The sequence below is a fragment of the Arthrobacter alpinus genome, assembly GCF_001445575.1.
Taxonomy (GTDB): Bacteria; Actinomycetota; Actinomycetes; order Actinomycetales; family Micrococcaceae; genus Specibacter; species Specibacter alpinus_C.
The window spans coordinates 2,363,183-2,376,559 of record NZ_CP013200.1; the positions used below are offsets into that span (position 1 = coordinate 2,363,183).

The following is a 13,377-nucleotide window of genomic DNA, read 5'->3' on the forward strand; positions in this document are numbered from 1 at the left end:
CCCCAGGGTAGAGCCCAGAGTTAGAGCGCAGGGTAGAGCGGAGGGCTGGGGCTCAGTTGCCGTTAAGCTGTTGCCATGACAATTGCGGCAGCCGGACACCTTGACCATTTGGAGCAGCTCATGAACGCTGCGTGGCCGGCCCCGGATGCAGAAGACCTGGACGGTTGGCACCTGCGCTCTGCCGGCGGTGTCACTCAACGAGCCAACTCGGTGTGGCCCGTGTCAGCGCCCAGCGATAGTGCAGCTGCGCTGCGGTCCACGACGCGTTGGTACGCCGACCGCCGCCAACCGGTGATTTTTCAGCTGAGCCACCGTGCTGAAAATGCGGGTCTGGAAGCGTTGCTCGATCAGCAGTCCTATAGCAAGCAGTCGCAGACACTCATCATGACCGCCACGGCAGGACCCACGGCTGCACGCGCCTCAGCAGTCGAGGCCACAAATCCGCTACCGGCAAAGAGCACCATCACCATGAGCGATGCCCCCACGCAGGACTGGTTGGAACTGTGGTGGAGCGTTGACGGCCGCGGCGGACCGCAGGAAATGGCTATAGCGCACAGCATTCTTATCGCCGCACCGGCGCTGTATGCCACGGCCCATGATGATCAGGGTGTTGCTGTCGGCACAGGTCGCCTCGCCATGCCGAACGTAGCAGGCTCCGAAGGTTGGGGTGGGGTGTACTCCATGGCCGTCCATCCCCAAGCTCGCCGCCGCGGCATCGCCACGGAAATTCTGGGTGCCCTGACAACGGCCGGTGCGGACAGGGGCTTGCACAGCTACTGGCTCATGGTGACAGCTGCCAACTCAGGTGCCCAGGAGCTTTACGCTCGTGCCGGATTCACCGAACAGGGCCGCTACCACTACCGCCAAGCGCCGCTGCGCCGAGCCTTGGGAGCCTGCTGAGACATGGGCTGCACAGGTCCGTGACACCACTACGTCCGCTGGAAATTCGCCGCAGTCAGCTCCCCGCGGGATCGGTGATGGTGATCCGGACGGCGCAAAAATCGCCGGCGGCCTTGGTCAGTACGGCCATGTTGGGGTCCGCCACGGCCAGCGGGGCCAACCGCGAGCGTTGAGCAACATCCCGGAGCGTAGGCGTCGCCAGGACCGATTCAACCAAAGGCTTGTCCCCGCCCGTGGCCAAATATTCAAAGCTCTGGCCCGAAAAAACCTTCGCGGCCTCGGCAGCCGCACGCTGCACCATGGCCGCCCCAGAATCGGCGCCGCGAGAACGCGAGCCCGCCGTACCAACCTTGTGTGCCACCAGTTTCCCGCCCACGGCAATACCCACCGCGTAGCCGCCGCGCCGCACCAGCACAAGAGCCAAGCGGCGTTCCTGAGCCGCGAGTGAGACCAGACGTTCCAGGCTCCCGGCGCCTCGGCCGGGCCTGCCATCGTCGGGCCACGGTGCGCAGAGCAGTGCGGTGGCGCCGTCGCGCATGGCCAGCAGCACGCCGTCGTCCGTGTCTGTGGTGGACGCCAATCCCCGGTGGGAAGCGGCGAAGCGATCCACCCACCCGCTCAAGCGGTCGGCGTGGACATGGGCAGTGCGTTGGGCTGAGTTCACGCTGCCAGACTACCGGGGATAGCCTAGGAGAGTGAGTGACCTCTTTAGTGCCCTTCGCGGGGACGATGACGCGGACGACGACGGCACCCTCGCCTTGGGCGGCGGGTCCTTTGGCGGCGGCAGTGCCGAGCCGGCGTCGCGCCCACGCAGCCCTCTAGCCGTGCGCATGCGGCCCCGCAGCCTCGATGAAGTGGTGGGCCAACAGCACCTGCTGGGTCCTGGCTCGCCGTTGCAAATGTTGGCCGCCGGCGGCAGCGCCGGGGGAGCGGCAGGGCCTGCCTCCGTCATGTTGTGGGGCCCTCCGGGAACAGGGAAAACCACGCTAGCCCATGTCATTGCCCGTGGTCCGGGGCGGAAGTTTGTTGAACTCTCCGCCATCACCGCTGGGGTCAAGGACGTGCGCCGGGTCATGGATCAGGCGCTGAATGACAGGGATCTGCACGGGCGCACCACCGTGTTGTTCCTCGATGAGATCCACCGCTTCAACAAGGCACAGCAAGATGCGTTGCTGCCGGGCGTGGAGAACCGCTGGGTGGTGCTGATCGCTGCCACCACGGAGAACCCGTCCTTCTCCGTGGTGGCGCCGCTGCTCTCCCGCTCCATCTTGCTCACGCTCCAGCCACTGACCAACGCCGATATCCAGGACCTGCTGGAACGGGCCGTGGAAGATCCGCGAGGGCTGGACAAGCTCGTGACCGTGACCGATGACGCCCTGGACCATCTGGTTCGGCTGGCCGCTGGCGACGCCCGCCGCGGCCTGACCACCCTCGAGGCTGCTGCTGGCGTGGCGTTGTCGGAGCTGGCAACGGATGCCGGGGATGAACCCGTGGTGATTGATTTGGCCATAGCCGAACGCGCCATAGACGCGGCCGCCGTGCGCTATGACAGGGCGGGTGATCAGCACTATGACATCATCAGTGCCTTTATTAAATCCGTACGCGGCTCAGACGTTGACGCCGCTTTGCATTACCTTGCCCGGATGCTGGAGGCGGGGGAGGACCCTCGCTTCATCAGCCGCCGCATCATGATTTCTGCTGCCGAGGACGTGGGAATGGCCGATCCCACAGCTTTGCAAACTGCTGTGGCTGCCGCCCAGGCTGTGGCGTTGATCGGCATGCCGGAGGCCCGGATCATCCTGGCCGAGGCCGTGGTGCATGTGGCCACGGCGCCAAAGTCCAATGCCTCCTACAACGGCATTAACGCAGCTATCGCCGATGTGCGAGCCGGCAAGGGCACCATGGTGCCGGCGCCGCTGCGCGACGCCCACTATGCCGGTTCCGCCGGACTGGGACACGGCAAGGGCTACATTTACGCCCACGATGCCCCGCACTCCATCGCCACGCAGCAATACCCGCCGGATGACCTGGTGGGAAAGAACTACTACACGCCAACGGCCAACGGGCATGAACGCGATCTGGGTCCACGACTCACCAGGTTGCGGGAGATCATTCGCGGCTCGTCAAGTAGCACCCCACCCAAAAAGAGCTGACGGCAAAGGCCCAGAAGCAGGGCTGAGCCCAGCGCTCAAGGAACTCGTCTCGACGTCTGTCCTGCCCTGAAGTGGTAGAGTTAAACCCGCACTGGCAAGCTCTGGCTCCATGCACAACATCCACGTACGGTTTGTACGGCTTTTTGCCGTGTATTTACAGTGCTCATGGCCTTTTCAAGGAAATGTTGTCCATGCCCAGGTGCTGTAGCGAAGGGCCGCAGTAGCCCCAGCTCTCCACAATGGAGGCCAGACAAATACTTATTGCAAATATTGGAAGGACACAAGTGGCTAACAACACACGTGCCCGCCGTCAGGCTCGCCTTTCGCGAGCCCTCGGCATTGCTCTGACCCCGAAGGCAGCTAAGTACCTCGAGCGCCGCCCGTACGGCCCCGGTGAGCACGGCCGCGCCCGCAAGAAGCAGGACAGCGACTACGCCGTACGCTTGCGCGAAAAGCAGCGTCTGCGCGCCCAGTACGGTATCCGCGAAGCACAGCTGACCCGTGCCTTCGAAGAAGCCAAGCGCACCAAGGGCATGACCGGTGAGAACCTGGTTGAGATCTTGGAAAGCCGTTTGGACGCCTTGGTTCTGCGTGCAGGCTTCGCCCGCACCACCGCTCAGGCTCGCCAGCTGGTTGTTCACCGCCACATCATGGTTGACGGCGCCCGCGTGGACCGCCCGTCGTTCCGCGTTGCCGAGGGTCAGCTGATCCACGTGCACCCGCGCAGCCAGACCATGGTTCCGTTGCAGCTCGCTGCAGCCGGCGCTCACCGCGACGTGCTCCCCGCCGTCCCGGCTTACTTGGATGTGAAGTTGGAGAGCCTGCAGGCTCGCCTGGTTCGCAAGCCCAAGCGTGTCGAGGTTCCCGTAACCTGTGAAGAGCAGCTGGTTGTTGAATTCTACTCACGCTAAATCTTCTTAGCATTGAGTAGAGCTCGATTCATTCGCAGCTTGAAACACAAAACAGCCCGTGGCCTCCGCCGCGGGCTGTTTTGTACCCACCCAAGCCCACTTTTGGACTAAGGTACTTTGGGGAAAGATGTTGTTTCCGGCCCCGGCCAGAGCGCATCGGCCAAACGAGTCACAGACGAGTCAACGAATTGAGGCGGCACGCATATGAGCGGTGGCGACATTGCAGGACTGATAGCGGCAGGAGTCTTTGCCATCCTAGTGGCGCTGCTGGCAGTGCCCATCCTCAAATTGGGCAAGGTGTTTGATGAGATTCGCGTGACCATCAAACAGATTGGTGACGGCACCACGCCGCTCATCGATGAGGTCACCGCCACGGTTGCCACCACCAACACCCAGCTGGGCAAGGTGGATGGGATTTCCAATAACGTCTCCGACGCCACCGCCAACATCTCGGCGCTCTCCGCTCTCGTGGCCGCAACCATCGGTTCACCATTGATCAAGGTTGCCGCCTTCTCCTACGGCGTCCGCCAAGCCTTTGCCGGCCGCGGGAAACCCACGCGCGCACGGCGCAGCCGCTAAGCGAAGCCCTTCCAAGGACAAACACCCATGAAGAAAATCTTTTGGCTCGGCGTCGGCATCACCGTTGGCGTCATCGCAGCCCGAAAAATCACAGCAGCCAAGGGCGCGCTGGGACCAGCAGGTCTCAACCGTGCAGTAGGGGCAATGAGCGACGCCGTTCACGACTTCGCCGATGCTCTCCGTGAGAACATGAATGAACGTGAAAGTGACTTGCGGATCGCCCTCGGTGTGGACACGGATCCCTCCGCCACCACCCGCCGCTGATCCACAGCTGATGCACCAACTGGCCGGCAGGTGCCCGGCCACCCCGCGCTGCGCGTCCAACGCCAGCGAATCAAAGTTTTTTGCCCGATAGAACTATGAAGGAGCCACCAGGCTAATGAAATCGCACGACATTGCACGCCGCTGGGTAGATTTTTTCGCCAGCAAGTCACACACCCCCGTGCCCTCGGCCTCACTGGTGTCCTCCGACCCGTCACTGCTCTTCACGGTGGCAGGCATGGTTCCCTTCATTCCCTACCTGACAGCCCGCGAGGTGCCGCCGTTCAAGCGCGCCACCAGCGTGCAAAAGTGCATCCGCACCGGCGACATTGAAGAAGTGGGCAAGACGGTCCGGCACGGCACGTTCTTCCAGATGTGCGGTAACTTCTCCTTTGGAGATTACTTCAAGGAAACCGCCATTCCCTACGCCTGGGAACTGCTGACAAGCTCAATAGCCGACGGCGGCTTCGGCCTCCCAGCCGATCGGCTGTGGGTCACGGTGTACGAGGAAGACGACGAGGCCCTGGAAATCTGGCGCGACAAAGTGGGCTTCCCCGAGGAGCGCATCCAGCGCATTGGCAAGGAAGACAACTACTGGTCCACGGGCCAGCCCGGCCCGGCCGGCCCGTGCTCGGAGATCTTCTATGACCGCGGCGCCGAGTACGGTGTTGAGGGCGGGCCCATCGCCGATGAAACCCGTTACATTGAAATCTGGAACCTCGTGTTCATGCAGTACCAGATTGACAACGTCACCTCCAAGGTTGACTTTGACGTGGTAGGCGAGCTGCCCAACAAGAACATCGACACGGGCCTGGGCCTGGAGCGTTTGGCCATGATTCTCCAAGGCGTGGAGAACATGTACGAGACCGATCAGGTCCGCCCCGTCCTGGACAAGGCCGCAGAGCTGTCCGGCAAGGAGTACACCTCCACCGAGGACCCGGCAGATCCGCACCACATTGACGATGTCCGCATGCGCGTTGTCGCCGACCACATCCGTTCAGCCTTGATGTTGATTTCCGACGGCGTCACCCCCTCCAACGAAGGCCGCGGCTATGTGCTGCGCCGCCTGATCCGCCGTGCCGTGCGCTCCATGCGCCTCCTCGGTGTGGAAACCGCTGTGTTGCCGGAGCTGCTGCCAGTGTCCCGTGACGCCATGAAGGGCGCTTACCCCGAGGTTGAGACTGACTTCGCCCGGATCTCACGTATTGCTTACGCCGAAGAGAAATCCTTCCTGCGCACCATCGCCAGCGGCACCGCCCGTTTGGAAGAAGCCGTCAAGGAATCCAAGGCTGCCAACAGCAACCTCTCTGCCACTGAGGCGTTCGCGTTGCATGACACCTACGGTTTCCCGATCGATCTGACCCTGGAAATGGCTGGCGAAGCTGGGCTGGCCGTGGATGAGGCCGGCTTCCGTGCCCTCATGCTCGAGCAGCGCCAGCGTGCCCAGAAGGATGCCAAGTCCAAGAAGAGCGGCCACGCCGACCTTTCCGTCTTCCACGAGCTGCTGGCTCAGGGCGAGACGGTGTTTACCGGTTACACCGAGCTGGAAGGTGAGGGCCGTGTGCGCTCCATCCTGGCTAACGGCGTCTCGGTGCAGCACGCCTCAACCGGCGATGAAATCTCGCTAGTTCTGGACGCCACCCCGTTTTACGCTGAGGCAGGTGGCCAGAGTGCAGATACCGGCCTCATCACCGGTGACGGCTTCGTTGTCGAGGTGCTGGATGTTCAGAAGCCCATCAAGGGCCTGAGCGTCCACAAGGCCATTGTGCGCGAAGGCGAACTGCCAGCCGACGCCTTGGTGCGTGCCGCCGTGGACCGGGAACGCCGCCACGCCGCCGAACAGGCGCACACCGGTACGCACATTGTGCACGCCGCCCTGCACCAGATCCTCGGCCCGGAAGCCACCCAGCGTGGCTCCTACAACAAAGCCGGCTACCTGCGCTTTGACTTTGCCTGGGGAGAAGGCCTGAGCACGGCAACGCGCTCGGAAATTGAAGAAGTGGCCAACATCGCCATCCGCAACAACTACCGCGTGGACACCAAGGTCATGGACCTGGACGCCGCCAAGGCCCTAGGCGCAATGGCACTGTTCGGCGAGAACTACGGTTCCGAGGTGCGCGTTGTAGAGATCGACGGCGCCTGGTCCCGTGAGCTCTGCGGTGGCACCCATGTGGCAAGCACCTCTCGCATCGGCTCCCTGACCCTGCTCGGTGAGCAGTCAGTTGGTTCCGGAAACCGCCGTGTTGAAGCCTTTGTTGGTCTGGATTCCTTCCGCCATTTGGCCGCCGAGCGCGCCCTGGTCAGCTCGCTGACCGACATGCTCAAGGTTCCCTCCAATTTGCTGGCGGAACGCGTCTCCGCAACCCTATTGAAGCTCAAGAATGCGGAAAAGCAGTTGGAGCAGCTCCGCAAGGAACAGCTCAGCGCCGCCGCGGCCACACTGGTGGGCTCCGCTGTGGACGCCAACGGAGTTCGGGTGATTGCTCACGATGCCGGTGAAGTCAGCAGTGCTGATGATCTGCGCGGGCTGGCCCTTGACCTGCGCGATCGTCTCGGCTCAGCGCCGTCGACCATTGCCGTGGCAGGTGCCAGCAATGGCCGCCCCATCATCTTGGTGGTCACCAACGAGGCCGCCCGCGAGGCAGGCGTCAAGGCCGGCAACCTGGTCAAGCTGGCCTCGGGCATCTTGGGTGGTGGCGGCGGTGGTAAGCCGGACATGGCTCAGGGCGGCGGCCAGGACGTCAACGCTATCGGCGCCGCACTGGCTGCCGTCAGCGATGCCGTGGCGAATCGATCCTAGGGTTTTTGTGACGGAGCAGAATTACCCGCAAGGGGTCAAACTTGGTGTGGATGTAGGGATGGTTCGGGTGGGGTTGGCAAGCTGTGACCCCGACGGAATTCTGGCCACACCCGTGAAGACCCTGAGCCGGGACACAAAGAAGAACAGTGACATTAAAGTGGTGGTCAAAGAGGCCACCACCCGCGGCGCACAGCAAATCTTTGTGGGCCTGCCTCGCACCATGAAGGGTGAGGAAAAGGCCTCGGCGCACATGGCTCGTGGCTATGCCCAGCATCTTGCAAATATGCTGGCGGCCGCGGGTCAGAATGTCCCGGTGCGGCTTGTGGACGAGCGCTTGACCACTGTTAGTGCCCATCAAGCGCTGCGCCAAGCTGGTCTGGATAGCCGTGAACACCGTAAAGTAGTAGATCAAGTGGCGGCCGTTGAAATATTGCAGCATGCCTTAGATATGCAAAAAGCGCGCAATTCCGATGTCGGGGAGCTCGTGCGCGCAGTCAAATCAGGCGTTGTGGGGACTGCCGATTCACCTGAAGACGAAGAGGGATTAACCATTATCAGCTCTAGTAATGCGCCCGTCGACATGCATGAGGCGCCATGAGTGATCTTTTCCGGGACCGGTCAGGGCGCCGCAGCTCCGATGCGCAGTTCGGTCAGCAGTCTAGTGAGCCCGCGCAGTACGACGATGAGCAAGCCGCTGGCGAAACGTACTGGCCCGACGGCAGTGAAGACACCGCCTACACGGGTCATTCAGATTATGAACACTACGAGGAGCATGGGCAGCACCCGTCCTTCGAACATGTCGACGCAGAGCACGTAGAAGCTGAGCACGTAGAAGCCGAAGCGGCCCCTCTGCCCTCGCGCCGCAACAGCAGGGTCTCCAAACGGGTTCGTAAGCGCCGTCGCACGGCTGTCTTCCTGGTCATCTTGGTCCTGTTTGGTGCTGTCGTGTTCTTTGCCGTCCAAGCTGTAAAGCCCATGCTGGGCGGATTCTCCGTGCCCGACTATCCGGGTCCCGGTACCGGAACTGTGAAGATTGTGGTGCCGGCAGGTGCCACGGGACGCACTGTGGCCAGCGATCTCAAAGCCAATGACGTGGTAGCCAGTGAGCAGTCCTTCCTCGACGCGCTCAGCGCCGCGGATGGCTCGGCTTCCTTGCAGCCAGGCGACTTCACCATGAAGAATCAAATGAAGGCTTCTGACGCTGTTGCCATCTTGCTGGCTGTCAGCGATTCCAAGGTGCACTATGCCGCCGTGCCGCAGAACCTGCGCATCAACGAAGTCCTGGCCGAACTGGCCAAGAGCACCGGAATCCCCGTGGCCGAGTTCACAAAACTGGCCAACCAGCCGGCACTGTTCGGGCTCCCTGCCAAGGCTAAAAACCTGGAAGGCTACCTGGCTCCGGGGGAGTACCGCTTCCCGCTGGAATACGATGCCAAACAAATCCTGAGCGAAATGGTCGGGAAAACCATGAAGGCGCTCACCGAAACCGGCGTCACCGATCCCGTGGAGCAGTTCCGCATCCTGACGGTTGCCAGCATCATTGAATTTGAAGGCAATGAGGCGAACTACGCCAAGATTTCCGGCGCCATTGAAAACCGCATCAACAACCCCAACGGTGAAACCGGGGGACGCTTGGAATCCGATGCAACCGTCGCCTACGGGTTGGGGTTGAAAACCTACAACATCACCGCCGCGCAGAAGGCTGATACGTCTAATCTGTACAACACCTTCGCTAACCCGGGGCTTCCTGTGGGTCCCATTGGTTCACCGGCCGTGAAAGCCATTATTGCCGCTGCCCACCCGGAGAAGAACCCGTACTACTTCTGGGTGACTGTCAACCTGAAGACCGGCGAGACGCTGTACGCGGCTACCTTTGCCGAACACCAAGTCAACGTCGCCAAGTATGTTGCCTGGTGCGATGCCAATGCAGGGGCGTGCGACTAAGTGCGCTCTCTTCCCCTACCGGAACCGCTGCCTGATATTCGTCGGGGAGCGGTTCTGGGGCACCCGATTGGGCACTCGCAGTCGCCGGCCATGCATAACGCCGCGTACACGGTGCTGGGTGCACCATTCGCCTACACCGCCTATGATCTGCAGGTGCCGCAGTTGGCCGCTTTCCTGGATCAGGTGCGTGCCCATGGCAGCTGGTTCGGGCTGTCCGTGACCATGCCGCTGAAGAATGCGGCCGTGGACCTCATGGACACCCTGACACCCGTGGCGGCGGCCTTGGGGGCCGTGAACACCATTGTGATCACCACGGACGACGCCGGACATGCTCACCTTTTGGGGGACAACACCGACGTGGCTGGGATCTATAACTCTCTGCGCCACGCAGGCGTGGGGGAGCGGCCCCGGGCAGCCATCTTGGGTGGCGGTGGGACCGCGGTCTCAGCCATTGCCGCACTGGCGCATCTTCAAGCCGTGGAGATCACGGTGTTTGTCCGTAACTTGGAGAAGTCCGCTGGGACTCTCGAGGTGGCGGCGACTCTCGGTGCCGCCGTCGTGCTTGAATCTTTTGACGGTGCAGCAGCAAAACTTGCCGGCTATGACGTAGTCATCTCCACGCTGCCGCCCCACGGAGCCGACGCCCTCGCAGAAGAGTTTGCGGCCGCCGGAAACGACGTTGCGGGCGCGCTGTTGCTGGATGTTGCCTATGATCCGTGGCCCAGCGCCTTGGGTCAGGCATGGGAGGGAGCCGGCGGAACTGTTGTGGCTGGAATCGAAATGCTTTTGTATCAAGGTGTTGAACAAGTCAAGCTGTTTTCAGCGGCCGGAGGGTTCGGCGAACTGGACACAGTGCAAGTCAGGGACGTCATCAATGTGATGTGCGACGCAATTGGCGTCCACAGGCGCGATTCCCATGAGCAGAACATGGCAGGATAGAGAGTATGTTGCGTTGGTTGACCGCCGGAGAATCACATGGCCCGGCTCTTGTTGGAATTATTGAAGGCGTCCCCGCCGGTGTGGAGCTCACGAGCGCCCACATCCGGGACGCCCTTGCGCGCCGTCGTCTAGGCTATGGCCGCGGCGCCCGCATGAAGTTTGAGCAGGACGTGGTCACCATTTTGGGCGGTGTCCGCCACGGTCTGACTCAGGGTGGCCCCGTCGCCATCCAGATCGCCAACTCCGAGTGGCCCAAGTGGGAGCAGATCATGTCTGCTGACCCCGTGGATGCCGCTGAGCTTGACGGCCAGGCCCGTAACGCGCCGTTGACGCGCCCGCGCCCCGGGCATGCTGATTTCACCGGGATGCAGAAGTACGCCTTCGATGAGGCCCGCCCCGTACTGGAACGTGCCAGTGCCCGCGAAACCGCCACCCGGGTGGCCCTTGGTGCGGTTGCTGCACAGATGCTGGCCGCCGTTGGCGTGGAGCTGGTCAGCCACACCGTGCAAATTGCCGGCGTAGCGTCACCGGAAACCGCGGCGCTGCCGGTCCTTGCCGATGTTGTTGCCCTGGACGCCGATCCGCTGCGCTGCTTTGACGCAGCCACCTCCGCCGCCATGGTGGAAGAGGTGGACGCCGCCCAGAAGCAGGGTGAAACGCTCGGCGGTGTGGTTGAGGTGCTCGCCTACAACCTGCCTCCCGGACTGGGAAGCTACGTTCATTGGGACCGCCGTCTGGACTCCCGCCTGGCCGGTGCCCTGATGGGCATCCAGGCCATCAAGGGTGTGGAAGTAGGCGACGGCTTTGCTACGGCAGCCCGCCGCGGATCGGCCGCACACGATGAAATTGTCCGCGATGATTCCGGGCGCATCATCCGCACCTCCAACCGCGCAGGCGGGATCGAGGGTGGCATGAGCATGGGCGACGTCCTGCGGGTCCGCGCTGCCATGAAGCCCATCGCCACCGTGCCGCGCGCCCTGAAGACCATTGACGTGGCCACGGGTGAACCCGCCAAGGCACACCACCAGCGCTCTGACGTCTGTGCCGTTCCGGCGGCGGGCGTGGTGGCTGAAGCCATGACGGCTCTGGTTCTGGCCGAAGCTCTCGTCGAGAAGTTTGGCGGGGACTCCATCACGGAGACCAAACGGAACATGGACAGCTACCTGGCAGCCATTCCTGCCAATCTGGATACTCAAGGCCGCTGATGATTAGGGGCCGGGATCCGGTTGGGGTGCCGGACTTTACGCCCCAACGTCCCATTGTCATGATTGGGCCCATGGCCGTGGGCAAGTCGGTCATTGGTGCCGAACTTGCCCGCGTGCTGGGCCTGAGCTTCGTGGACTCCGATCACAAGATTGTGGCCAAACACGGGACCATTCCGCGGATTTTTGCCGCCAAAGGTGAGCATCATTTCCGGCAGCTGGAAGCCAAGGCCATCGCCGATGTCCTGGACGCGCCGGCCCCGGCACCCGTGGTCCTGTCCTTGGGCGGCGGCGCCGTCCTGGACTCCGGAACCCAACAGTTGCTGGCCCGCACCACAGTAGTTTTCCTGCGCGCAGAACTGGACACCGTCCGGGAGCGCATTACCCGCAGTACCGGCCGGCCCCTCCTGGCGGCGGATCCCGTTGCCACGTGGGAACGCCTCGCGGCCGTCCGCGGCCCCGTATACGCCAGACTGGCCGACATCACTCTTGATGTTGGCGACTCCAATGTGCCGCAGCTTGTTGAGCGGCTGATCCACCTGCTGGAAACAGAATCAAGGAAAGAGAATTCTTAAACCGTGAATATTCAGAACACTCCCGCAGCACCGAACACTGTCATCAAGGTCACCGGCGTCTTGCCGCAGGACAACTACGACGTCGTAGTGGGCCGTGGACTGCTGGCCCACCTTCCGGAACTCCTAGGTGAGCGGGTCAAAAAGGTTTTGGTGATCCACCCCCGTGCGCTGCGCATGACAGGTGACGCCGTACGTGACGAGCTGGAGGCCGCAGGCTTCACGGCACTCACGGCCGAGATCCCCGACGCCGAAGAAGGTAAGCACATTCAGGTGGCTTCCTTCTGCTGGGAAGTGCTGGGTAAGAATGATTTCACCCGTTCCGACGCCGTGGTGGCTGTGGGCGGTGGCGCCGTAACAGACGTCGCCGGTTTCGTGGCAGCAACGTGGCTGCGCGGGGTCAAGCTCGTCACCATGCCCACCTCACTGCTGGGCATGGTGGACGCCGCCGTAGGTGGCAAGAACGGTATCAACACCGCCGAGGGCAAGAACCTGGTGGGCACGTTCTACCCGCCGGCAGGTGTCCTGGTCGATCTGGACACCCTGGACACGCTGCCGCGCAATGAACTCATCTCCGGCATGGCTGAGGTGGTCAAGTGCGGTTTCATTGCAGACCCCGCTATCCTCGATCTGGTCGAAGCTAACCCGGAAGCTGTGACGGATCCGCGCTCAGACGTGCTCCGTGAACTCATTGAACGCTCCATCAGCGTCAAGGCCAAGGTTGTCTCCGAGGATCTGAAGGAAACCGGCCTGCGGGAAATCTTGAACTACGGACACACCCTGGGGCACGCCATTGAGCTCACGGAACGGTATTCCTGGCGTCATGGTGCCGCTGTTGCCGTCGGCATGATGTTTGCGGCCGAACTGGCCCGCAGCGTGGGACGCCTCAGCGATGCGGATGCTGACCGGCACCGCACCATCCTTGACTTGCTGGGTCTGCCCCTGAGTTACCGGCGCGACCGCTGGCAGGCACTGCTGGATGGCATGAAGCGGGACAAGAAGTCCCGTGGCGATCTGCTGCGCTTTGTGGTGCTCGACGGCATTGGCCGCCCCGGCATCCTCGACGTTCCCGACCAATCCCTGCTCTTTGCCGCCTACCAAGAAATAGCGTCCTGA

The 13,377-nt window shown here is 62.5% G+C and carries 13 protein-coding genes; 12 read left to right on the plus strand and 1 reads right to left on the minus strand.

Going from position 1 to position 13,377, the window contains the following annotated elements; translation table 11 throughout:
* Positions 1-75 precede the first annotated feature (75 nt).
* Positions 76-900, plus strand: coding sequence for a GNAT family N-acetyltransferase (locus tag AS189_RS10380; protein ID WP_062288402.1), 825 nt, complete (start codon positions 76-78; stop codon positions 898-900).
* Between the two features lie 55 nt (positions 901-955).
* Here the strand turns inward: AS189_RS10380 and AS189_RS10385 are convergent, their stop codons facing one another.
* Positions 956-1,564: an acVLRF1 family peptidyl-tRNA hydrolase gene (locus tag AS189_RS10385; RefSeq protein WP_062288405.1), complete on the minus strand. Its 609-nt coding sequence runs from the start codon at positions 1,562-1,564 to the stop codon at positions 956-958.
* Between the two features lie 31 nt (positions 1,565-1,595).
* On the opposite strand from AS189_RS10385, the gene AS189_RS10390 reads away from it, so the two are divergent.
* From AS189_RS10390 to aroB, 11 genes are all read left to right on the plus strand, one after another.
* Positions 1,596-3,053 (plus strand): replication-associated recombination protein A, encoded by a 1,458-nt coding sequence (locus AS189_RS10390; RefSeq protein WP_062288408.1) that lies wholly within the window; start codon positions 1,596-1,598, stop codon positions 3,051-3,053.
* A 284-nt stretch (positions 3,054-3,337) separates the two neighbouring features.
* Positions 3,338-3,964 (plus strand): 30S ribosomal protein S4, encoded by a 627-nt coding sequence (gene rpsD / locus AS189_RS10395; RefSeq protein WP_062288410.1) that lies wholly within the window; start codon positions 3,338-3,340, stop codon positions 3,962-3,964.
* A 204-nt stretch (positions 3,965-4,168) separates the two neighbouring features.
* Positions 4,169-4,543: a DUF948 domain-containing protein gene (locus AS189_RS10400; protein ID WP_062288412.1), complete on the plus strand. Its 375-nt coding sequence runs from the start codon at positions 4,169-4,171 to the stop codon at positions 4,541-4,543.
* A 27-nt stretch (positions 4,544-4,570) separates the two neighbouring features.
* Complete coding sequence (locus AS189_RS10405; RefSeq protein WP_062288415.1) at positions 4,571-4,807, plus strand: hypothetical protein; 237 nt, start codon at positions 4,571-4,573, stop codon at positions 4,805-4,807.
* 115 nt (positions 4,808-4,922) lie between these two features.
* On the plus strand, positions 4,923-7,604 hold the full coding sequence (gene alaS, locus AS189_RS10410; protein ID WP_062288418.1) for an alanine--tRNA ligase: 2,682 nt from the start codon (positions 4,923-4,925) through the stop codon (positions 7,602-7,604).
* Positions 7,582-8,202, plus strand: a complete 621-nt coding sequence (gene ruvX / locus AS189_RS10415; protein WP_062288421.1) for a Holliday junction resolvase RuvX — start codon at positions 7,582-7,584, stop codon at positions 8,200-8,202. Before alaS ends, ruvX begins: the two co-directional genes overlap by 23 nt.
* Positions 8,199-9,548, plus strand: a complete 1,350-nt coding sequence (mltG, locus tag AS189_RS10420; RefSeq protein ID WP_082634221.1) for an endolytic transglycosylase MltG — start codon at positions 8,199-8,201, stop codon at positions 9,546-9,548. The genes ruvX and mltG overlap by 4 nt, the downstream gene beginning before the upstream one ends.
* Positions 9,549-10,487, plus strand: coding sequence for a shikimate dehydrogenase family protein (locus tag AS189_RS10425; RefSeq protein ID WP_237759817.1), 939 nt, complete (start codon positions 9,549-9,551; stop codon positions 10,485-10,487).
* A 5-nt stretch (positions 10,488-10,492) separates the two neighbouring features.
* The gene (gene aroC / locus AS189_RS10430; protein ID WP_062288428.1) at positions 10,493-11,692 is read left to right on the plus strand and encodes a chorismate synthase; all 1,200 of its coding nucleotides are present in this window, start codon (positions 10,493-10,495) and stop codon (positions 11,690-11,692) included.
* Positions 11,692-12,264: a shikimate kinase gene (locus AS189_RS10435; RefSeq protein ID WP_062288431.1), complete on the plus strand. Its 573-nt coding sequence runs from the start codon at positions 11,692-11,694 to the stop codon at positions 12,262-12,264. The genes aroC and AS189_RS10435 overlap by 1 nt, the downstream gene beginning before the upstream one ends.
* 9 nt (positions 12,265-12,273) lie before the next feature.
* Positions 12,274-13,377 carry a 3-dehydroquinate synthase gene (gene aroB, locus AS189_RS10440; protein WP_062293407.1) on the plus strand — a complete coding sequence of 368 codons (1,104 nt, stop codon included), beginning with the start codon at positions 12,274-12,276 and terminating at the stop codon, positions 13,375-13,377.

Coding starts and splice junctions, on each gene's coding strand:
- AS189_RS10435 (WP_062288431.1), top strand. CDS start 11,692: ATGATTAGGGGCCGGGATCCGGTTGGGGTGCCGGACTTTACGCCCCAA.
- mltG (WP_082634221.1), top strand. CDS start 8,199: ATGAGTGATCTTTTCCGGGACCGGTCAGGGCGCCGCAGCTCCGATGCG.
- AS189_RS10405 (WP_062288415.1), top strand. CDS start 4,571: ATGAAGAAAATCTTTTGGCTCGGCGTCGGCATCACCGTTGGCGTCATC.
- AS189_RS10380 (WP_062288402.1), top strand. CDS start 76: ATGACAATTGCGGCAGCCGGACACCTTGACCATTTGGAGCAGCTCATG.
- AS189_RS10400 (WP_062288412.1), top strand. CDS start 4,169: ATGAGCGGTGGCGACATTGCAGGACTGATAGCGGCAGGAGTCTTTGCC.
- alaS (WP_062288418.1), top strand. CDS start 4,923: ATGAAATCGCACGACATTGCACGCCGCTGGGTAGATTTTTTCGCCAGC.
- ruvX (WP_062288421.1), top strand. CDS start 7,582: ATGCCGTGGCGAATCGATCCTAGGGTTTTTGTGACGGAGCAGAATTAC.
- aroC (WP_062288428.1), top strand. CDS start 10,493: ATGTTGCGTTGGTTGACCGCCGGAGAATCACATGGCCCGGCTCTTGTT.